The sequence below is a fragment of the Streptomyces caatingaensis genome, assembly GCF_001187435.1.
Classification (GTDB): domain Bacteria; phylum Actinomycetota; class Actinomycetes; order Streptomycetales; family Streptomycetaceae; genus Streptomyces; species Streptomyces caatingaensis.
This window is the reverse complement of record NZ_LFXA01000007.1, coordinates 161,860-182,769: the sequence shown is the minus strand read 5'-3', so window position 1 is coordinate 182,769 and position 20,910 is coordinate 161,860. Positions and strand designations below refer to the sequence as shown.

Genomic DNA, 20,910 nt, shown 5'->3' with positions numbered 1-20,910 from the left:
CGAGCCGCTCAGAACAGCGTCGGCGGCTCGTCCGCGCCCGGCGCCGCCGCCGGTTCCACCTCCGCCGTCGTCACCGCGTCCGCCGCCACCGCCGCGAGCTCCCATCCCGCCAGCCGCCGTGCGTCCAGGACGGCCGACTCCCCCTTCCCCAGGTCGAGATAGACGTCCGGCCCGGCGACGGCCGTCACGGTTCCGGCCAGCACGCGGTGCGCCGCGAGGACGGCCGTGCCGGCGCCGGGGCCGATGCGGTCGAGGTGGAAGACGGCGTCGTGGTGCACGGGGGCGAAGGCACGGATCTCCAGCGACCCGGGCAGGCCGGGTACGGCGCGGGCCCGGGCGTGGAGCGCCCCCAGGTCCTCCTCCCGGGCCGGGCGCGGGGGCGGCGGGCACCGCGCGGCCCGCTTCGCCGCGTACGGGAAGCGGTCGGGCACCCCGAGGGCCGTGCCCAGGACGGACTCCGCCCGGCGGGCCGCCATCAACGGGCCGGTCCCGAGCGGCGCGTACGACAGGGCGGCCTGCTCCAGCAGGCGCACGCCGCCCCGTTCGGCGGCGGTGATGCCCACCTTCACCAGCCCGGGGGCGAACCAGGCGAGGTAGACGTCGTAGGGGCGCGGGTCGTCGGCCATCGTGTCGGCGGCGACGGAGCGGGAGCGGTCCAGGCGGGCGCAGTCGGGGCACTGGGCGGAGACGGCGGAGGGCGGCACGGGCGCCCCCGTGGGGCAGGGGGTGCGGCGTCCGCCGCGGCGGACGCCGACGCAGTGGCGCCGGCCGCCGAGGGCGAAGGCCAGCCGCCGGCCCGGGGGGAGCGGCGAGAGCCGTTCCCCGTGCGGCGGCCGCCACCAGACCGCCGAGGGCCCCTCGGTGCTCCAGCGGAGGCCGGTGCAGAGCCATCCCACGGGCCCCTCCTCGCTCAGCGGGTCATCTTCCGCATGCTCCAGGCTATGCACGCGCCGCCGGCCGCGAGGAGGGCCACCGTGGTCAGCGCCGTGGGCAGCGTGAAGCGGTCCGCGAGGAGCCCGATCGCCGGCGGGCCGAGGAGCATGCCGCCGTAGCCGAAGGTGGAGGCCGTGGCAACGCCGGAGGGTCCGGCGAGTTCGCCGGCGCGGCCGATGGCGACGGGGAAGGAGTTGGCCAGGCCGAAGCCGGTGATCGCGTAGCCGGCGAAGGCCGCCCAGGGGGTGGGGGCCAGGGAGCCGAGGAGCATGCCGGCGGCGGCGACGGCCCCGCCGGCGATCAACGTGCCGGTGCGGCCGAGGCGTTCGAGGAGGAGGGTGCCGCAGAGGCGGCCGAGGGTCATGAAGAGGGCGAAGAGCGAGTAGCCGACGGCGGCGGCGCCCGCGCCGGTGGCGAGGTCCTGCTGGAGGTGGAGCGCGCCCCAGTCGGCGAGCGCGCCCTCGCCGTAGGAGGAGCAGAGCGCGATCAGGCCGAAGACGGCGACGAGTCCGCGCCGGCCGCCCGGGGCGGCGGGGGTGCCGGGCGCGGGGTGCTCGTGCGGCCGGGGCGCCGGGTGGGCGAGCAGCACGCGTCCGGCGGCGAGGGCGACGGCGGTGCCGATCGCGGTGAGCAGCAGCAGGTGGCGGGTGGCCGAGAGGTGCCCGGCGAGCAGTCCGCCGAGTCCGGCGCCGAGCATGCCGCCGACGCTGTAGGCGGCGTGGAAGCCGGGCATGACGGGCCGGCGGAGGGCGCGGACGAGGTCGACGGCGGCGCTGTTCATGGCGACGTTGATCGCGCCGTAGGCCGCGCCGAAGAGGAGCAGGACGAGGCCGAGGGCGAGCGCCGAGCGGGTCAGCGGGGGCAGGGCGATGGCCAGGGCGAGGCAGACGCCGGAGACGGCGGTGACCGTGTGGCTGCCGAAGCGGCGGCACAGGCGCCCGGTGAGCATCATGACGGCGACCGAGCCGGCGGACACGCCGAGCAGGGCGAGCCCGAGGGCGCTCGGCGAGGCGCCGGTCTGGTGTTTGATGGCGGGGATGCGGACCACCCAGCCGGCGAAGAGGAAGCCGTCGAGGGCGAAGAAGACGGTGAGCGCGGCGCGGAGGCGGCGGAGTACGGGGTCGACGGGGGCGGGGGCGGCGGGCGAGGCGGCGGGATTCCGCCGGAGGACGGCCGTCCTTATTTTGTTTAGCGTCGGCACAAAGTCAGAATAGGGGCGTGACCCAGACTCGGACAACACGTTTGGAGCGCGGCCGCTCCGCCCTCGGCCCCGCCCTGGAGCTCGTCCACACCGGCCGCGCCCCCACCCGCGCCGTGCTCACCGCCGAGCTCGGCGTGACCCGGGCGACGGCCGGCGCCGTGGCCGCCGAGCTGGAGGCGCTCGGCCTGATCACGGTCGACGCGCGCCCCGCGGCCGCCGCGGGGTCGCAGGGCCGCCCCTCGCACCGGCTGTCCGTCGCCCCCGACGGGCCGGTGGTGCTGGCCGCGCAGATCCACGCGGACGGCTTCCGGGCCGCGCTGGTGGGCCTCGGCGGACGCATGGTCGCCACCGCGCCCGGCTGCGTGACCGTGCCCGCCGACCCGGCGCGGATCATCGGCACGGTCGTCGAGGAGGGCGCGCGGCTGCTGCGCGAGACCGACCGGCGGTGCCTGGGCGCGGGCCTGGCCGTCCCGTCCGCGGTCGCCGAACCGGACGGCACCGCCCTCAACCCGCTCCACCTCTCCTGGCCGGCGGGCGCCCCGGTGCGCGCGCTGTTCACGGAGGCGCTCGCCGCGGCGGGCGTCCCGGGCCCGGCCGGCGGGCCCCTCGCCGGCGTCGCCGGCAACGACGTCAACCTCGCCGCCCTCGCCGAGCACCGGCACGGCGCCGGGCGCGGCGCCCGCCACCTGCTGTGCGTGGCCACCGGACACCGTGGCGTCGGCGGCGCCCTGGTCCTGGACGGCCGTCTGCACAGCGGCAGTTCGGGCCTGGCCATGGAGGTCGGGCACCTCACGGTCAACCCGGCGGGGCTGCCCTGCCACTGCGGCTCGCGCGGCTGCCTCGACGTGGAGGCCGATCCGCGGGCGTTCCTCACCGCGGCGGGCCGCGAGCCCGGGCCCGCCGGTTCCCTGCTCCACCAGGCCACCGAACTGATCCGGACGTCCTACGACACCGACCCGGCCGTCCGCGCCGCCGTCGAACTCCTCGTGGACCGGCTCGGGCTGGGCCTCGCGGGGCTCGTGAACATCCTCAACCCCGACCGCGTCGTCCTCGGCGGACTGCACCGCGAACTCCTCACCGCCGACCCCGGCCGGCTGCGCGCCGTCGTCGCCGACCGCAGCCTGTGGGGGCGCAGCGGCAGCGTCCCGATCCTCCCCGGGACGCTGGACCACGGCAGCCTGATCGGGGCGGCGGAGGCGGCGTGGCAGCCGGTGCTGGACGATCCGCTGGCGGTGCTGGGGTAGGTCCCGGCGCCCGGCGGGGGTCCGCCCGTCCTCGCGCCCCTCACGCCGGCAGGTGCTCGCGCGCCCGCCCGAGCGCCAACGCCGGTGCCGCGACGTCCGCTTCCCCGAGGACCAGCGGGTCCGCCTCCGGCTCGAAGACGGCGCCCGCCCCTCCGACGCCCTCCTGCCAGGGGTCCGCCGCGGCCGGGACCCGCAGCGTGAACCACACGGACTTGCCCCCGTCCGCCCGCCGCTGCACCCCCCAGTCCGCGCTCAGCGCGGCGACCAGGGCGAGGCCCCGGCCGTGGACGCCGGCCCCGTCGGCCGCGGTCACGCGCGGCACCCGCGGGTCGCGGTCGCGCACGGAGACCGTCAGCCGGTCCAGGACGAGGGTGATCTCGACCGTGCAGCTCTTGTCCGGCCCGGCGTGCTGGTGGACGTTGGTCAGCAGTTCGGTGACACCGAGGGCGGCCGGGTCGATGAGCGGATCGAGATGCCAGTAGCGCAACTGCGCAGATACGATTCTGCGGACCTGGCCGATCCGCTGCGGCAGCGCCTGGAGCTCGACGGAGCAGTGCTTGTTCACTCGGCTGATCACGGCTGCGACTCCCTGGAAGAGGTAGGGCTGGCCTGACGCAGATACGTGCCGCGGTGCGCGTCCGTCCCGGTCCCGCGTGCGGACGACGCGCGGCGCGGCGCACCCCGTACGCGACGAACGCGCCGATCCGGAACGCGACCGCCGATGAACCCTCGGTGAGACCGGTACGCACCAGGGTCCGTCCCGCGCACCGGCCCCGCAACTCCTGCCGGCTCAGTCCGGTGCGTCCCCCCGGGCCGCCCGGACCGCCGCCAGGAAGCGGCTGACCTCCTCCTCCGGGTCGGAGGACCCGCCCTCCCCCAGGGCGAGGACGTAGCGCGTCCCGTTCACCGTCGCCGTCGCCCGGGCCCGGTCCCGGACCGCGAAGCGGGGCCGGCGGGCCTCCACCGAGTCCACCGGCGCGCTGTCGATCTCCGCGCCGTAACTGGTGAGGAGCTCCAGCCGGCCGTCACGGATCTTCACCTGGCCGGCCCGTGTGAGGGAACGCAGGGAGCGGTCGATCCGCACCCCTTTCGCGCTGAACTCCCGGAACTCCGGTTCCGCCACGGCGCACCGCCTCTCGGCCGAAGGGTCACTCTGCTGGGGCAGTTCTGCTGGGCAGTCTGCCCGCGCACCGCCGCCCGCACCAGGGGCCGTTTCCGAGCGCACGGGCGAGAATGCGGAAGAGGCCGGTGCCCCCGTGCGCCGGTGCCGTAAGGAGTGGTGCGCCGTGAACAGCCCAGGAGACCCCGGCGGTCCCACCGCCACCCTCGACGTGGACCGCAGCGATCCGGCATACCGCGCCTGGCTCAAGGAGGCGGTCCGCAGGGTCCAGGCCGACGCGAACCGGTCCGCCGACACCCATCTCCTGCGCTTCCCGCTGCCCGCCGCGTGGGACGTCGACCTCTACCTGAAGGACGAGTCGACCCACCCGACCGGCAGCCTCAAGCACCGCCTCGCCCGCTCGCTGTTCCTGCACGCGCTGTGCAACGGCTGGATCCGCCCCGAGGCGCCCGTCGTCGAGGCGTCCAGCGGCTCGACCGCCGTCTCGGAGGCGTACTTCGCGCACCTCGTGGGGGTGCCGTTCATCGCCGTCATGCCGCGCACGACGAGCCCGGAGAAGTGCCGGCTCATCCAGTTCCACGGCGCGCGCTGCCACTTCGTGGACGATCCGCACACGATGTACGAGGAGGCGGCCGCGCTCGCGGAACGGAGCGGCGGCCACTACATGGACCAGTTCACGTACGCCGAACGCGCCACCGACTGGCGGGGCAACAACAACATCGCCGAGTCCGTCTTCCGGCAACTGCGCCACGAACGCCACCCGGAGCCCGCCTGGATCGTCGCCACCGCCGGCACCGGCGGCACCTCGGCCACCTTCGCCCGCTATGTGCGCTACCTGCGCCACGACACCCGGATCTGCGTGGCCGACCCGGAGAACTCCTGCTTCTTCGACGGCTGGTACGACCACGACCCGCTCGCCCGCAGCGAACGCGGCTCCCGCATCGAGGGCATCGGCCGCCCGCGCATGGAACCCAGCTTCCTGCCCGGCGCGATCGACCGGATGATGAAGGTCCCGGACGCGGCGTCCGTCGCCGCCCTGCACACCCTGGAACGGGCCCTCGGCCGCAAGGCGGGCGGCTCCACCGGCACCGGCCTGTGGGGCGCGCTGAAGATCGTCGCCGAGATGGTCGCCGGGGGCACCCCCGGCAGCGTCGTCACCCTGCTCTGCGACCCCGGCGAGCGCTACCTCGACAAGTACTACTCCGACGCCTGGCTCGCGGCGGAGGGGCTGGACGTCGCGCCGTACGACGCGGTGCTCAACGAGTTCCTGACGACGGGCCGTTGGCGGGGCTGACGGAGGGCCGCGCGGCGAGGCGCACGTCGAGGCGGCGCAGCGCGTCGCGGAAGACCGCCCCGATCGCCGGGCGGGCGAGCAGCAGGGCCCGGCGCACGGGGGCCGGCGCGTCGACGGCGAGCGTCCAGCGGACGAGGGTGCCGCTGCCGGCCGGTGTCAGCCGCCAGTCCTCCAACACGGCGCGCGGGCCAGGGACGTTGGTGACGTCCACGCGGTACGCGTAGCGGCCCGGCGCCTCCACGGCCACCACCGTCTCCAGGAACCGGGCCCCGCCCACGAGCCGCACCTCCCTGCGGCCCGCGCCGCCTCCCGGGAGCGAACGGGCCGCGGTCACGCCGCGGAACCAGCGGGGGAGGCTCCCCACGTCCCGGGCGAGCGCCCGGTGAACGTCCGCGGGCCCGGCCGCCGTCCGCCCCGCGAACACCACCCGCAGCGGCGCCGCCTCACCGAAGCCGGCCCCCACGGGCCGAAGTCTGCGCGCCATCGTGTCGTCCCTCCAGCGTTCGTCGCAGGGCCGGCCACTGTACCGGGGGTGCGGCGCGGCACCGGGCGGCGGGGTGCCGGGCGCATCACGGGCGCGCGCCGCACGTGCGGGTCGGCGCGGGCGAGCAAGGGGGCGGGGTCCTCGGGGCGCGGAGGCATCCCCGAACAAACGGGCGGTGGATCGATTCGGCGGCCACGTACAGGTGACGTGGCGCGTATCCGGGCAGCGCACGGGACAGACTCGCGGAAGCACCGGGCGGCATCCCCGGGGCGACGGCGAGAACGGGGGCGTGGCGGCATGAGTGACGGCGACAGGGCCGGCGAGGCGGCGGCGGACGCCTTCGACTTCAACGTCGATGTGCGGCTCACGGTCAAGAACAACCCCAGCACGTTCCAGTTCGTCAACATGACCATCGAGACCGTTCCGCCCGGCGCCACTCAGCTGGACGGGACGTGGCGCGGGGCGCCGGTCTTCCTCCTGTCCAGCGGGGGGAGCTTCGCCTGGGACGGCAGGGCGGGGCAGGAATTCGCCGCCCTCAGCGACGGCGCGTCGGGCGGGCTGGTGGTCACCTTGGCGGGGTTCGTCGGCGCCCCGGGCAAGCTGCCCGGCCGCGGCAAGTCGGGCGAGGGGCACGCGCTCGACCCCGTCACCCACCAGTTCCGCGAGGACATCACCTGGAAAATCACCTGACGGCCGGGGAGCGGCCGCCTCGCCTTCACCGTGCCCGCGGTGTGCCGTCCGGTGACGACGCGGTGCGCGGGCGGGCGGGACCGGGGGCGCGACGCCCCGGCGCACAGCGGCGCCCGCCCCGCCCCGGACCTCCTCAGCCGCGCGCCGCCGGCAGGCGGTCCGCCGCCGAGACGACCCGCCGCGCGACGGGATGCGTGCGGACGATCTCGGCCAGCGTCGTCTGCCCCCGCGTCACCCGCGTGAACGCCCGCCACGCGGGCCCGAAGCCGGTGACCGCCGCGTGGAAGACGCCCGGCTTGCGGGAGAAGATGGCGAGGATGCGGCGCCCGACGCCCATCTCGACCCCGAGACCGGCCTTGACGGCGAAGGCGTAGTTGAGCGCCTGACGCCGCGCGTCGACCGCGTCCTGCGCCTCGGCGATCCGCACCGCCCACTCCCCCGCCAGCTTCCCGGAGCGCAGGGCGAAGGAGATGCCCTCGCGGGTCCACGGCTCCAGGAGCCCGGCCGCGTCGCCGCAGACGATGACGCGGCCGCGGGAGAGCGGCGAGTCGTCGGAGCGGCAACGGGTCAGGTGCCCCGAGGAGATGCTGGGCTCGAAGCCCGCGAGCCCGAGCCGCCCGATGAAGTCGTCGAGATAGCGCTTCGTCCCGGCGCCGTCGCCCCGCGCGCAGATGACACCGACGGTGAGGGTGTCGCCCTTGGGGAAGACCCAGCCGTAACTGCCGGGCAGCGGACCCCAGTCGATGAGGACCCGCCCCGCCCAGTCCTCGGCGACCGACGGCGGGACGGGGATCTCGGCCTCCAGGCCGAGGTCCACCTGGTCGAGCTTCACCCCGACGTGCGCCCCTATGCGCCCCGCGCTGCCGTCCGCGCCGACGACCGCCCGCGAGAGCACCGTCGTCCCGTCGCCCAGGACGACGGCGACCGTGCGCCGGTCCGGCACGGCCGGGCCGTGCTGCTCGACGCGCGAGACGGTCACGCCCGTGCGCACCTCCGCCCCCGCGGCGCGCGCCGCGTCGACGAGACGGGCGTCGAACTCCGGCCGGTTGATGAGGCCGAAGAGCATCTTCTTCGAGCGGCGGGTGCGCGTGAGGCGGCCGTTGAGGGAGAAGGTGACGGCGTGCACCCGGTCGCGCAGCGGCAGTTCGAAGCCGGGCGGCAGGGCGTCGCGGGACGGCCCGATGATGCCGCCGCCGCAGGTCTTGTAGCGCGGCAGCTCGGCCTTCTCCAGGAGCAGCACCCGGCGGCCCGTCCGCGCCGCGGCGAGGGCGGCCGACGCACCGGCCGGGCCCGCGCCCACCACGACGACATCCCAGACCGGCCCGTCCTCCGCCGCTTTCGCCGACTCCGCCGCGTTGTCGCTGGTCACCTGTGCTTCCCACTCCCGCTGTGTGATCGGCGCCGTGGCCGGTCCGGGGACCGGCCGGGGCCTGACGCCCGCATCCTACGGCCCGCCGCGGACGCCCCCGGGACGGGAAGCCGCCACGGGCCGCGGCCGGGGGCCGTGAAAGGATCGGCGGCGTCACCGTCCGTCCGTACGGCACAACGCCGTGCCCCCGAGGAGCGTTCCCATGGACACCGCCCGTCCCCGCCCGGACTCCGCCGCGCTCGCGGCGACCGTCGCCGCCCTGCAGCCCCGCGCCAAGGCCGAGCTGGCCGAGCTGGTCGCCTTCCGCTCGGTGGCCGACGAGGCGCAGTTCCCGAGGAGCGAGTGCGAGGGTGCGGCGAACTGGGTGGCCGACGCGCTGCGCGCCGAGGGCTTCCAGGACGTGGCGCTGCTGGACACCCCCGACGGCACGCAGTCCGTCTACGGCTTCCTGCCCGGCCCGGAGGGCGCCCCGACGGTGGTGCTCTACGCGCACTACGACGTGCAGCCGCCGCTGGACGAGGACGCCTGGCTCTCCCCGCCGTTCGAGCTGACGGAGCGGGACGGACGCTGGTACGGGCGCGGCGCGGCCGACTGCAAGGGCGGCTTCATCATGCACCTGACGGCGCTGCGGGCCCTCAAGGAGCACGGCGGGGTGCCGGTCGGCGTCAAGATGATCGTCGAGGGCTCGGAGGAGCAGGGCACCGGCGGCCTGGAGCGGTACGCCGAGGCGCACCCGGAGCTGCTGGCCGCCGACGCGATCGTCATCGGCGACGCGGGCAACTTCCGGCTCGGCCTGCCGACGGTGACGGCGACGCTGCGCGGCATGACGCTCGTCCGCGTCCAGGTGGACACCCTGGAGGGCAACCTGCACTCCGGCATGTTCGGCGGCGCCGCGCCCGACGCGCTGGCCGCGCTCATCCGCGTCCTCGACTCGCTGCGCGCCCCCGACGGCTCGACGGTGGTCGACGGCCTGGAGCCGGAGGGCACGTGGGAGGGTCTGCAGTACCCGGAGGAGCACTTCCGCGGCGACGCCAAGGTCCTCGACGGCGTCTCGCTCATCGGTTCCGGCACGGTGGCCGACCGCCTCTGGGCCCGCCCCGCCGTCACCGTCCTCGGCATCGACTGCCCGCCGGTCGTCGGCGCCACGCCGTCCGTGCACGCGAGCGCCCGCGCGCTGATCAGCCTGCGCGTGCCGCCGGGGGTGGACGCCGCCGAGGCGACGAAGCTGCTGCGCGCCCACCTGGAGTCGTCGGTGCCGTGGAACGCCCGGATCTCCACCGAACAGATCGGCCAGGGCCAGCCGTTCCAGGCCGACACGGCCAGCCCGGCCTACGCGTCGATGGCCGAGGCCATGGCCGTCGCCTACCCGGGCGAGGAGATGCAGACGGCCGGCATGGGCGGCTCCATCCCCCTGTGCAACACCCTGGCGGCCCTCTACCCCGAGTCCGAGATCCTCCTCATCGGCCTGAGCGAGCCCGAGGCCCAGATCCACGCGGTGAACGAGAGCGTCTCGCCGGAGGAGCTGGAGCGGCTCTCCCTGGCGGAGGCGCTGTTCCTGGGCAACTACGCCCGAAGCCGCGCCTGACGGCGGCGGAAGGCGGCGCGTACGGCGGACGACGCCACGCCCGGCGGACGGCGGCCGTCGCCCCGGGTCTCGTCCCCCGGTCCGCCGCCGGCGCCGTGCCGGTCGGCCCCTCCGGCGGCGGACCGCGCGGGGCCGGGCCCAGTGGGCCCGCCGGGCGGGGCGGCGTGCCGGCTGAACAGTGTGCCGGGCGGGCGGCGTGCCGGCCAGGCGGTGTGCCGGCCGGCTGGACCCAACAGGCCAGGTGCGCACGGGCGTTGACGCGCGGCGGCCGGGCCCAACAGACCGGGCGCACAGAGGCGTTGGCGCACGGCGGCCGGGCAACAGGCCGGGCGCGCACAGGCGTTGGCGCGCAGCGGCCAGGCCCAACAGTCCAGGTGCGCCCGGCCCTTGGCGCCCGGCGGCCGGGCCCCGGACGCAACCGGGACCGCGCCGGACGGTCCCGGGCCGGGCCGGACGGTCCCGGGCCGGGCCGGAGCGGCGCCGCCCCCGGCCGGGCGGACGGGGCCGCAGGCCCCGTCACCCCACCGGCACCCCCGCCTCCAGATTGAGCGGACGCCCCCGCTCCCGTGCCCGCAGCGCCCAGCGGAGGCGGCTGAGGCGGACGGGCGGGAGGAGGGCGCTCGCCTCGTCCTCGGTGACGAAGCGCCAGGCGCGGAGTTCGGCACCGGGGAGGAGGAGTCTGCGGGCCTCCGGCTCGGTGAGGCGGCCGCCGTCGAAGAGGAAGCGGAGGCCGCCGAAGCCGGGCGGCCGGGGCGGTTCCCAGTCGACCACCAGGAGGCGGGGAACGTCGGGGAGCTGGATGCCGATCTCCTCGGCGACCTCCCGCATGCCGGCGCGGGCCGGCGCCTCCCCCGGCTCGACGACGCCGCCGGGGAACTCCCACCCGGGCTTGTAGGTGGGGTCCACGAGCAGCACCCGGTCGTGCTCGTCGAAGAGCAGCACCCCCGCGGCGAGCGTCTCCGCCTTCGGCTCGGGCGTCTCGACGATCCGGCACGGCGCGGCCGTGCCGTCCCGCACCGCCGCGGCGACCCGCGCCGCGGCCTCGCGCGGCGTCAGCGCGCCCGTGTCGACCACGAACGCGTCCTCGCGCAGCCACCGCAGCGCTTCGCGGTAGGGCGCGACGTGGTCGCGCGCCCACTGCCGGACGGACTCGCTGCGCACGGGGTCCGCCGGGTCCTCCACCCGCCCCTCGATCCGCCCCCGAAGTATCGTTTCGTCAGCGGTCAGCAGCACATGCCGGACCTGGATGCGGCGCGCCGCCAGGCCGCCGAAGATCTCGTCGCGGTACTCCTGCCGCAACAGCGTCATGGGGACGACGAGCACGCCGCCCACCTCGGCCAGCAGCGCCGCCGCCGTGTCGACGACCATGCGCCGCCAGATCGGCAGGTCCTGGTAGTCCGCCGCCTCCCGGGCCCTGCCCGGCGGCAGGAGATGGCGCAGCGCACCGCCGGTGACCTCGGGGTCGTAGAGGTGGCTGTCCGGTATGAGGCCGGTCAGCTCCCGCGCGGTGCTCGTCTTGCCCGCACCGAACGCCCCGTTGAGCCAGACGATCACGGTTCCCCCCTCCTCCGCAAGGCCCCCTTGCGGTGCCCGGAACACCTTGCCACGGGAGCGTCCACGAGCGGGATGGGGCCACCGGGCGTGGTGCCTGTCCGGGAGGCCACTGCCCCGGAACGGCCCCTTCACTCCCGGGGGACGCGGCGAACGCCGCTCGCTGCATGCGGAGTTGACCGCGGAACAACGCCGAAAAAGCCCAACCGGCGGGTAACAAAGGGCCGTTCGGCACGCGACAAAACACCCACTAGAGGTACCAAGCACCGGACCCCCGCCAAACGCGATGTGTTCAAGGCAACAAAATCATTGCCCAAGCCCCTTGGCACATGCGAAACTTGACCCCGCCTTGACCTGAAAGCGGTATCAGCACGTCGCTCTACTCTTCGAAGCTGGAGAAGTGCATGCGCTCAATTCACGTCTTACCGGCGGCCCCGTCCATGCCTTTCTCCACCCGGGGAACCGTGCATGGGCGTTCTTGAGGTACAGAGCGAGAGGCAGCGGACGAAGAGCTTCTGCGGGGTGAGCCACGGCACCCTCGGCGAGCTCTTCCAGGGGCCGCTGTGGCGGGCGGCCGAGCCGCAGATAGCCATTGTGTCGCTGCCGGTGGCGAAGTACAGCTGGTCGCATTTCGTCCACGACCCGGAGCAGCCCGCCGGCGTGCAGCTGGGGCTCGCCGGCCGCAGCAAATCGGCCCGCGCCGTTCGGCACTTCCTGGAACTGACGGGCCGGGAGCCGCTCCCCGGCCGCTGGGAGTTCTTCAGCGAACTCGAGGTCGGCAAGGGAATGGCGAGTTCCACCGCCGACATCGTCGCGACGCTGCGCTGTCTCTTCAACGCCCACGGAATCCCCTACGACCAGCGGATCGTCACCGACGTGCTGCGCGGGATCGAGCGCGCGGACAGCGTCTTCCTCGACGAGTTCGCGCTCTACCTGAGCGGACGCCACGAGGTGGTGCGGCGCTTCGGCAGCGACGTGGGCTTCTCCACGTGCTATGTGACCGAGGACGGCGCCGTCGACACCGAGGACCTGGAGCCCGCGCTCCTCGGCCACTACCGGCGCCATTCCACCGCCTATGCCGACTGCCTCGACGACCTGGTGAAGGTGTTCTCCGCCGGGGACGCCCCGGGCATCGCCCGGTGTTCCAGCCGCAGCGCGGCGCTGTCCCAGCAGGTGGTACCGAAGGAGTCCTACGAGGAACTCCTGAAGCACCAGGACGAGTTCGGCGCCGACGGAATCTTCGTGGCCCACACGGGCACGATCATCGGTTATCTGTTCCACACCCGGCCCGACCGTTTCGCGATGGACGAACTGTCGTCCTTCTTCCACGGGCTCGGCAGGCAGTGCCATTTCGCGAAGGGTGGCTGGGGACATGTATGAGCACATCGCCGACGCGGTGAAGACGCCCGCCGTCGTGCAGTTGGACGACAATCTGTACGTGGCCCGCTTCGAGACGATGAAGGTCTATTCGGCCCTGGCCGCCGTCCGGCATCTCCTCGACACCGGAAAGGTCCGCCCGGGGGACACCCTCGTCGACAGTTCCAGCGGTATCTACGCCTATGCGCTGGCCCTCGCCTGCCACCGCTACGGAATGAAATGCCACATCGTGGGTTCGACCACGGTGGACCGCACGCTCAAGGTCCAGCTGGACATCCTCGGCGCGTCCATCGAGCAGGTCGAGCCGTCCGCGAGCCTCAAACTCGACCAGAAGCTGCGGGTGGAGCGCGTCCGCGCGATCCTGCGCGAGCGCCCCGACGTGCACTGGATGCGGCAGTACCACGACGACATCCACTACCTCGGCTACCGGGAGTTCGCCGACCTCGTCCGCAAGGAGATCCTCACCGACGAGCTGACCGTCGTCGGCGGCGTCGGCTCGGGCGCGTCCACCGGCGGCCTGGTGACCCACCTCCGTCAGCACCTCTCCGACGTCCGGCTGTACGGGATCCAGCCGTTCGGCAGCGTCTCCTTCGGCAGCGAGCACATCGAGGACCCCGAGGTCATCATCGCCGGGATCGGCAGCTCGATCCCCTTCGGCAACGTCCACTACGAGCTGTACGACCGCATCCACTGGATCGGCTTCACGCACGCCATGGCCGGCAGCGTCGAACTCCTCCGCCGGCACGCCCTGTTCGCTGGCCTGTCCACCGGAGCGGGCTACCTGGCCGCGCGCTGGGAGGCCGCGCACACCCCGGGCCGCCCCCACCTGTTCATCGCCGCCGACACCGGCCACCGCTATGTGGACCGGGTGTTCGCCCGGCACCGGGAGGCGCTCCCGGTCGGCACCCTCTCCCCCACCGCGGTCGACCACCTCGACGACCTGGCGCTCCCCTGGTCCGTCATGGACTGGGACCGGCGCCCCTACGAGATCCCCGAGCACCACCAGATCCCCGAGCACCACGAGCTCCACGAGAACCACGAAGCGGAGAACACCCGATGACCCTTGTCGCCCTCGAATGGCTGACCTTCGGCCTCGACCGGCTGATGGCCGCCGCGCGCGCACGCGGGGTGGAGGTGCAGCTGCTCACCCGCGACCGCGGCGTCTACCGGTACGACCTCGGCCGGCCGGAGACCGAGGGACTGACCGTCGTCGACCTCGACACCTTCGACGTCGAGCAGGTCAGGCGCCACCTCGCCGGCGTCGCGGACCTCGAGGGCCTGATCAGCACCACCGACACCTGGAGCCTGACCGCACTGGACCTCTGGGCGGAGCTGGACCTCCCCGGGCAGCACCCGGCCGGCGTCCGCCTCGCCCGGGACAAGGCCGCGCTGCGCAACCACCTGCGGCGCCAGGGCCTTTCGCGCGGCGCCGCCGTCGCCTTCGACGCGCACACGACCACGGCCGCCGAGCTGGCCTCCCGGATCTCCCTGCCGGCCGTCGTCAAGGACCGGGCGGGCACCGGCAGCCGCAACGTCTGGCTGGCCGAGACCCCTGAGGACCTGGAGACCGTGCTCGCCGCCGCGCGCGAGGCCGAATCGCGCGGCGGCCTCACCGCCGAGCCCTACTTCTCCGGCCCCCTCTACAGCATCGAGACGCTCACCTGGGACGGCGAGACACGCGTCCTGGGCGTCAACAGCCGGATCGTCTCGACCCTGCCGCACTTCCGCGAGGAGGGCGTGAGCTTCCCGGTCGCCTTCCCCGAGGACCGGGCGGAGCAGCTGCGCGACTGGATCACCCGCGTGCTCGCGTCCCTCCCCTACACCTCCGGTTTCGCCCACACCGAATTCGTCGTCACCGACGACGGGTTCGAGGTGGTGGAGATCAACCCGCGCCTGGGCGGCGGCGTCATCGGCGAGACGATGTGCGAGGCGCTCGGCGTCAACGTCTACGAGGCGTTCCTCGACCTGGCGACGGGCAAGCGCCCCGCCCTGATGGACCTGCCGCTCACCCCGCGCGGGGGCGCCGCCCAGGTCCTGCTCTACGCCGGGCGGCCGGGCGTCCTCGCGGGGCACAGCGGCCTCTCCCTCCACCGCCGGCATCCCGGCGCCCCCCGCTTCTACCCGGTCAAGGCGCCGGGCGACCGGATCGAGGACGTCTCGGACCAGCGGGGCAACACCGGCATCGTCCTGACGACCGGCGAGACCGCCGAAATCGCCCTGCTGAACGGCCTGTCGGCCGCCGCCAAGATCCGCATCGAGCTCGCGGAGGAGCGGGCATGAGCCGCCGCCGCTCCATCGTGCTCCTCGGCCCGCACCCGGCCCTGTGCGAACGGGCCCGGCGCGCCGGCCTCGGCGTGATCGTGGTGGACACCCCCGGGCGCCTCCTGCCCGGCGTGATCGCCGGCGCGGACCACGTCATCGCCACCGACTACACCGACACCCGGCGCACGGCCGCGCTCCTGTCCGTCCTCGGCGAGGACACCGAGATCGTCGGCGTGCTCTCCCTGACCGAGCCCGGCCTCGTGCCCGTCGCCCGGATCAACGCCCTCCTCGGCCTCCCCGACAACCCCGTGGACGTCGTCGAGCGCGTCAAGGACAAGGACCTGATGCGCCGTTGGCTCGCCGACGACCCGCGCTTCTCGCTGCCCGCCGCCCTGGTGCGCGGCGCGGACGACCTCGCCGTCTTCCTCGCCGACCACGGCGCGCCGGCCGTCGTCAAGCCGCACGACGGGGCCGGCAGCGTCGGCGTCCGGCTGGTGCGCGGCAAGGACGAGGCCGGGGAGCTGGCCTATCCGCTGCTGGCCGAGAAGTACGTGGAGGGACGGGAGTTCTCCGTCGAGTCGCTGTCGGCCGACGGCGTCCACACGATCCTCGGCATCACCGAGAAGTCCCTCTTCGAGGGCGGCTTCGTCGAGCGCGGGCACACCTTCCCCGCGCCCCTGACGGGGGACGACGAAGCCCTGCTGCGGGGATTCGTCCGGGACTTCCTCACCCGCGTCGGGCTGCGGCACGGCCTGGCCCACACGGAGGTGATCCTCACCGCCGACGGCCCGGTGGCCGTCGAGACCCACACGCGCAACGGCGGCGACCACATCACCGACCTCGTCCAGCTCGCGACCGGGTACGACATGCTCTCCGCCGCCGTCCGCGCCAAGGCGGACGGGGCGGAAGGGCCGGCCGGACAGGAGGTGCCGGCCGCGGCCCGCACCGCGGTCATCCGCTACCTCGCGGCGCCCGCCGGCACGGTCCGTGAGATCCACGGGACGCACGCCGCGCGCTACCTGCCCGGGGTGGTGGACCTCCAGGTGACGGTGGGCAAGGGGGACGTCATACGGCCGGTGAGTTCCTCCCTCGACCGGGTCGGCTACGTCATCGCCGTCGGCGCCGACGCGGACGAGGCGGTCCGGCACGCCCGGGCCGCCCTCGATACCGTCGAGTTGACCGTCGAATGACCCACCGGTGAGTGCAGAGGTGCCGTAGTCCCATGTCAGAGAGAGTCACGGTCAATCCGCACCTGTCCGGACTGCGGTGCCTGGCCTGCGGCCGTTCCCGTCCCGTCGGGGACGACACCGCGGGCTGCCCCCACTGCCGGGAGGCCGGCGCCCCGGCCAACCTCCGCTGTACGTACACCGCCACGCCCGCGGGCGGCGTCGCCCTCCCCTACACCGCGCACATCACGCTCGGCGAGGGCGACACCCCCGTCCTCACCGGACTCGACGCCGGGCGGCTGGGCGAGGCGGACGTCCGGCTCAAGCTGGAAGGCGCCAATCCGACCGGGTCGCACAAGGACCGGTTCAGCGCCTTCGCGGTCAGCCGGGCGGTGGCGGCCGGCTACGCCGAGGTCGTCGCCGCCTCCTCCGGCAACGCCGGCATCTCGCTGGCCGCGTACAGCGCCCGCGCCGGCCTCGGCTGCAAGATCGCGGTGACCGGGAGCGCGCCCGCGCGGATCACCGGCCTGCTGCGGGACCTGGGCGCCGAGGTGCACGTCCTGCCCGACCTGGCCCGCTGGGAGTACGTCGCGCGCTTCCGCACCTCCCGCACCGTGCTGCCGGTCACCAACTACCACCTGCCCGCGGTCGGCAGCAGCCCCTACGGCATCGAGGGCTTCAAGCCCGTCGCGCGGGAGCTCACCGCCCAGTTCGGCGGCCGCCCGCCGGACTGGGTCGTCGTCCCGTCCTCCCGGGGGGACCTGGCCTGGGGCGTCCACCTCGGCTTCGCCGAGCTCGACGCGGAGCGAGTGCCGCGCATGTGCCTCGTCGAACCCTTCCCCCGGCTGTCCGCCGTCCTGGAGGAGGGGGCCGACCCCCGGGGCACCTTCCCCGGCGGCACCCGCTTCCAGCCGTCCATCGCCGGAAACACCGTCACCCTCCAGGCCGTCGAGACCGTCCGGCGCACGGGCGGCCGGGCCGCCGTCGTCACCGACGCCGAGGCGGAGCCCTGGCACCGCGCCCTGTGGCGGTCGGGCATCTGTCTGGAACCCAGCAGCAGCGTCGCCCTGCTCGCGGCGTCGCGGCTCGTCGAGGACGGCCGGGCCGGGGCCGGGGCCTCCGTCGCCGTCATCGGCACCGCGCACGGCTTCAAGGGCATGTGACCGCACAAGGAAAGCGATTCGTGAACGCCAACCGCAAGCACTCGATCGTCCCCCCGCGCGGCCCCGTCCGCCGCTTCGCCCTCGTGGCGCTGCTGCGGTCCGTCGGCAGCGGCCTGTTCATGAGCGGCAGCGCCCTGTTCTTCACCCGCGTCGTCGGACTGGACGTCGCCCAGGTCGGGCTGGGCCTGTCCGTGGCCGCCGCCGTCGGGCTGCTCGCCATGGTGCCCATCGGGCGCCTGGCGGACCGCTTCGGCGGCAAGCCGGTGTACGCGACGCTGCTCCTCGCGCAGGCCGCGTTGATGTGCGCGTACGTGACGGTCACGTCGTTCTGGGCGTTCCTGCTGGTGGCCTCGCTCAGCGCCGTCGCCGACCGGGGCACGTCGGGCACGATCGGCGCGCTCGTCCACGCCATGGACCGGCAGGGCACGGACCGGGTCCTGGTGCGCGCGTACCTCCGCTCCACCGGCAACGTCGGCCTCAGCGCGGGCGCCCTGCTGGCCGGTGCGGCCCTCCAGGCGGACACGGCGCTCGCCTACACGCTGCTGATCGCGGGCAACGCCGTCATGCTGCTGGTCGCCGCCGTCGTGCTGCGCGGGCTGCAGGTGGCCCGGCCACCGGCGCCGGCCGCAGGCGGGCCGCGCCCGCCGCGCTTCGGGAGGGCCCTGCGGGACGGGCGCTACCTGTCCCTGACGGCGGTCAGCGGCGTGTCCACGCTGCAGTACCACGTCCTCGCGTTCGCCATGCCGCTGTGGGTCGCGGACTGGACGTCCGCGCCCCGCTGGACGATCTCCGCCGTCCTCGTGGTGAACACCGGGCTCGTGGTCCTCCTCCAGGTGCGCGCGAGCCGGCTCGCCGGGACGGTGGCGGGCGCCGCGCGCACCGCGGCGGCCGGCGGGGCCGTCCTCGCCGTGGCCTGCCTCGTCATGCCGCTCTCGGCGCACGCCTCGGCCCTCCTCGCGGTCCTCGTCCTGGCCGTCTGGGCCGTCGTCCACTCCGCCGGCGAACTCCTCCAGTCCTCCTCGGACTTCTGCCTCAGCTTCGAGCTCGCGCCGGACGACGCGCAGGGCGAGTACCAGAGCACGTTCGCCCTGGGCGAGGGGCTGGCCCGCGTCCTCGCCCCCGGCCTCCTCTCCGCCACGGTCCTCGCCGAGGGCACCCCGGGCTGGCTCGGTCTCGGGGCCCTCCTCCTGGCGGCCGGCCTCGCCACGGGTGCCATAGCCACGAGGGCGTCCCGCGCCCCGGCCGCGGTGACGGTGACGGAGGGCACCTGAGCGGCGGTCAGACCCCGCCCCACACCCCCACCCGCTCCGCCGCCGCGGCCGCCGCCCCCACCAGCCCGGCATCGCCCCCCAGCACCGCGGGCACGACCTCGACATCCGCCGTGAACGACAACGCCGCGTACTCCCGCAGGCGTTGACGCAGCGGCGCGAAGAGGACCTCCCCCGCGCCCGCCACGCCGCCGCCCACCACGGCGACCTGGATCTCGACCAGGGCGGCGGTCGCCGCGATGCCGGCGGCCAGGGCGCGGGCGGCGCGGTCGAAGGAGGCCAGGGCGAGCGGGTCGCCGGCGCGGGCGGACGCCGCGACGGCGGCGGCGGTGGTGTCGCCGTCCGGTCCGGGGCGCCAGCCCGAAGCGAGCGCGCGGCGCGCGATGTTGGGCCCGCTGGCGATCCGCTCGACGCAGCCACGCCCGCCGCAGGGACACGGATCGCCGTCCAGATCGACACTGACGTGCCCGATGTGCCCGGCGTTGCCCGTGGGCCCGGCGTGCAGCCGTCCCCCGAGCACCAGCCCGCCCCCCACCCCCGTGGAGACCACCATGCACAACGCGTTGTCCCGCCCCCGCGCCGCGCCGCGCCAGTGCTCGGCCGCCGTCATGGCGACCCCGTCCCCGACGAGCACGACGGGCCTGCCGCCGGCCGGCCGGCGTACCTCGTCGGCCAGCGGAAAGCCGCGCCAGGCCGGGATGTTGACGGGGCTGACCGTGCCGCGCGACGCGTCCACCGGCCCGGCGCTGCCGATGCCCACGGCCCGTACCCCGGGCCACTCGGGCGCGCCGGCGAGGTCGTCGAGGACGGCGGAGACGGCCCCCATGACCGCCGCCGCGTCCCCCTCCGCCGGCGTTTTCCGGCGTGCGGTGCGCAACAGCGCGCCCCCCGAGTCCACCAACGCCCCCGCGATCTTCGTCCCACCGATGTCCAGGGCGGCGACGAGGTCGCCGGAGGGCGTGCGCATACCGGACGGATTCTCCCTTGCACTCGGGCACTCGGGGCCCACGGCGTCGTCTTCCCGCCAGTCTCCCCACTGTTGACAACGTTGTCCAGCCTCTATGCTCGACGCCACCCGCCCCCGACGCCGGACAGGAGGACGCACCACTCGTGCCCGACAGGACCCGCGGCCCCAACGGCCCCTTCCCCCGCCCCCGTTACGGGGCCCGGCCCACAATGAAGGACGTCGCGGCCCGTGCCGGTGTCGGGCTCAAAACCGTCTCCCGCGTGGTCAACGGCGAACCGGGGGTGACCGCCGAGACGGAGCACCGCGTCCGCGAGGCGATCACGGCGCTCGGCTTCCGCCGCAACGACAGCGCCCGCGTGCTGCGCAAGGGCCGCACCGCCTCGATCGGCCTGGTCCTGGAGGACCTCGCCGACCCCTTCTACGCGCCGCTCAGCCGGGCGGTCGAGGAGGTCGCCCGCGACCACGGCGCCCTGCTGCTCAACGGCTCCAGCGCCGAGGACCCGGCCCGGGAGCGGGAGTTGGTGCTGGCGCTGTGCGCCCGGCGCGTCGACGGCCTGGTCGTCGTCCCCGCCGGCGGCGACCACCGGTACCTCGAACCGGAGACGGCCGCCGGGCTGGCCACCGTCTTCGTCGACCGCCCGGGCGGTCTGATAGCCGCCGACGCGGTCCTCTCGGACAACTTCGGCGGCGCCCGCGACGGCGTCGCCCACCTCGTCGCGCACGGCCACCGCCGCATCGGCTTCCTCGGCGACCAGCCGCGCATCCACACCGCGACCGAGCGGCTGCGCGGCTACCGCGCCGCGATGGCCGCCGCCGGTCTGCCGGTGGACGCGTCGTGGGTCTCGCTGGGGCCCACGGCCCCGGACCGCGTCCGGGCGGAGACGGAGCGCATGCTCACCGGCCCGTCCCCGGTGACCGCCCTGTTCACCGGCAACAACCGGGTGACGGCGACGGCGGTCCGCGTCCTGGCCCGCCACCCGCGCCCGGTGGCCCTCGTCGGCTTCGACGACCTCGAACTCGCCGACCTGCTCACCCCCGCCGTCACCGTCGTCGCCCAGGACGCCTCCCGCCTCGGCCGCACCGCCGCCGAACTGCTCTTCCGCCGCCTCGACGGGGACGCCGGGCCGCCCCGGCACGAGGAGCTGCCGACGCGGCTCATCGCCCGCGGCTCGGGCGAACTCCCGCCCGCCGACGGCACGTCGGGCTAGGACCGCGCGCACCACGTCATCGTCACGC

19 protein-coding genes are annotated in these 20,910 nt (G+C 75.1%); 11 read left to right on the top strand and 8 right to left on the bottom strand.

Annotated features, from left to right (window positions below):
- Positions 1–8: 8 nt before the first annotated feature.
- A complete protein-coding gene (locus tag AC230_RS11940; RefSeq protein WP_049716119.1) occupies positions 9–896 on the bottom strand; it encodes a DUF2797 domain-containing protein in 888 nt (295 codons plus the stop codon).
- A 14-nt stretch (positions 897–910) separates the two neighbouring features.
- A complete protein-coding gene (locus tag AC230_RS11935; RefSeq protein WP_049716118.1) occupies positions 911–2,134 on the bottom strand; it encodes an MFS transporter in 1,224 nt (407 codons plus the stop codon).
- Between the two features lie 17 nt (positions 2,135–2,151).
- Here AC230_RS11935 and AC230_RS11930 point away from each other — a divergent pair, with 17 nt between their 5' ends.
- Positions 2,152–3,378 carry an ROK family protein gene (locus tag AC230_RS11930; protein ID WP_049716117.1) on the top strand — a complete coding sequence of 409 codons (1,227 nt, stop codon included), beginning with the start codon at positions 2,152–2,154 and terminating at the stop codon, positions 3,376–3,378.
- A 40-nt stretch (positions 3,379–3,418) separates the two neighbouring features.
- On the opposite strand, the gene AC230_RS11925 is transcribed toward AC230_RS11930, so the two are convergent.
- The gene (locus tag AC230_RS11925; RefSeq protein ID WP_078871170.1) at positions 3,419–3,955 is read right to left on the bottom strand and encodes an ATP-binding protein; all 537 of its coding nucleotides are present in this window, start codon (positions 3,953–3,955) and stop codon (positions 3,419–3,421) included.
- 213 nt (positions 3,956–4,168) lie between these two features.
- Entirely contained in the window at positions 4,169–4,501 is a 333-nt protein-coding gene (locus AC230_RS11920; RefSeq protein WP_049716116.1) for a hypothetical protein, read from the bottom strand.
- Between the two features lie 163 nt (positions 4,502–4,664).
- Between AC230_RS11920 and cds1 the strand changes: the two genes are divergently transcribed.
- A complete protein-coding gene (cds1, locus tag AC230_RS11915) occupies positions 4,665–5,792 on the top strand; it encodes an L-cysteine desulfhydrase Cds1 (RefSeq protein WP_049716115.1) in 1,128 nt (375 codons plus the stop codon).
- Here cds1 and AC230_RS11910 read toward each other — a convergent pair.
- Complete coding sequence (locus tag AC230_RS11910) at positions 5,755–6,276, bottom strand: SRPBCC family protein (RefSeq protein WP_049716114.1); 522 nt, start codon at positions 6,274–6,276, stop codon at positions 5,755–5,757. The genes cds1 and AC230_RS11910 overlap by 38 nt on opposite strands.
- Before the next feature lie 297 nt (positions 6,277–6,573).
- Here AC230_RS11910 and AC230_RS11905 point away from each other — a divergent pair, with 297 nt between their 5' ends.
- Complete coding sequence (locus tag AC230_RS11905) at positions 6,574–6,966, top strand: hypothetical protein (RefSeq protein ID WP_049716113.1); 393 nt, start codon at positions 6,574–6,576, stop codon at positions 6,964–6,966.
- A gap of 133 nt (positions 6,967–7,099) precedes the next feature.
- Here AC230_RS11905 and AC230_RS11900 read toward each other — a convergent pair whose 3' ends face one another.
- A complete protein-coding gene (locus tag AC230_RS11900) occupies positions 7,100–8,335 on the bottom strand; it encodes a geranylgeranyl reductase family protein (protein WP_049716112.1) in 1,236 nt (411 codons plus the stop codon).
- 202 nt (positions 8,336–8,537) lie between these two features.
- Here AC230_RS11900 and AC230_RS11895 point away from each other — a divergent pair, with 202 nt between their 5' ends.
- Positions 8,538–9,920 carry a dipeptidase gene (locus AC230_RS11895; RefSeq protein WP_049716111.1) on the top strand — a complete coding sequence of 461 codons (1,383 nt, stop codon included), beginning with the start codon at positions 8,538–8,540 and terminating at the stop codon, positions 9,918–9,920.
- A 516-nt stretch (positions 9,921–10,436) separates the two neighbouring features.
- Here AC230_RS11895 and AC230_RS11890 read toward each other — a convergent pair.
- Complete coding sequence (locus AC230_RS11890) at positions 10,437–11,474, bottom strand: NUDIX hydrolase (protein WP_049716110.1); 1,038 nt, start codon at positions 11,472–11,474, stop codon at positions 10,437–10,439.
- 465 nt (positions 11,475–11,939) lie between these two features.
- On the opposite strand from AC230_RS11890, the gene AC230_RS11885 reads away from it, so the two are divergent.
- Genes AC230_RS11885 through AC230_RS11860 form a run of 6 tightly spaced genes read left to right on the top strand, consistent with a single transcriptional unit; the run spans position 11,940 to position 18,710 of the window.
- Positions 11,940–12,851 (top strand): GHMP family kinase ATP-binding protein, encoded by a 912-nt coding sequence (locus tag AC230_RS11885; protein WP_049716109.1) that lies wholly within the window; start codon positions 11,940–11,942, stop codon positions 12,849–12,851.
- Positions 12,844–13,908, top strand: a complete 1,065-nt coding sequence (locus tag AC230_RS11880) for a pyridoxal-phosphate dependent enzyme (RefSeq protein WP_049716108.1) — start codon at positions 12,844–12,846, stop codon at positions 13,906–13,908. The genes AC230_RS11885 and AC230_RS11880 overlap by 8 nt, the downstream gene beginning before the upstream one ends.
- The gene (locus AC230_RS11875) at positions 13,905–15,128 is read left to right on the top strand and encodes an ATP-grasp domain-containing protein (RefSeq protein ID WP_049716107.1); all 1,224 of its coding nucleotides are present in this window, start codon (positions 13,905–13,907) and stop codon (positions 15,126–15,128) included. Before AC230_RS11880 ends, AC230_RS11875 begins: the two co-directional genes overlap by 4 nt.
- Positions 15,125–16,300, top strand: coding sequence for an ATP-grasp domain-containing protein (locus tag AC230_RS11870; protein ID WP_049716106.1), 1,176 nt, complete (start codon positions 15,125–15,127; stop codon positions 16,298–16,300). The genes AC230_RS11875 and AC230_RS11870 overlap by 4 nt, the downstream gene beginning before the upstream one ends.
- A 32-nt stretch (positions 16,301–16,332) precedes the next feature.
- A complete protein-coding gene (locus AC230_RS11865) occupies positions 16,333–17,439 on the top strand; it encodes a pyridoxal-phosphate dependent enzyme (RefSeq protein ID WP_049716105.1) in 1,107 nt (368 codons plus the stop codon).
- A 20-nt stretch (positions 17,440–17,459) separates the two neighbouring features.
- Positions 17,460–18,710 (top strand): MFS transporter, encoded by a 1,251-nt coding sequence (locus tag AC230_RS11860; RefSeq protein ID WP_049716104.1) that lies wholly within the window; start codon positions 17,460–17,462, stop codon positions 18,708–18,710.
- Positions 18,711–18,717: 7 nt separating this feature from the next.
- On the opposite strand, the gene AC230_RS11855 is transcribed toward AC230_RS11860, so the two are convergent.
- Complete coding sequence (locus AC230_RS11855) at positions 18,718–19,674, bottom strand: ROK family protein (protein ID WP_049716103.1); 957 nt, start codon at positions 19,672–19,674, stop codon at positions 18,718–18,720.
- 209 nt (positions 19,675–19,883) lie between these two features.
- On the opposite strand from AC230_RS11855, the gene AC230_RS11850 reads away from it, so the two are divergent.
- Positions 19,884–20,882 carry a LacI family DNA-binding transcriptional regulator gene (locus AC230_RS11850; protein WP_049716102.1) on the top strand — a complete coding sequence of 333 codons (999 nt, stop codon included), beginning with the start codon at positions 19,884–19,886 and terminating at the stop codon, positions 20,880–20,882.
- Positions 20,883–20,910 lie beyond the last annotated feature (28 nt).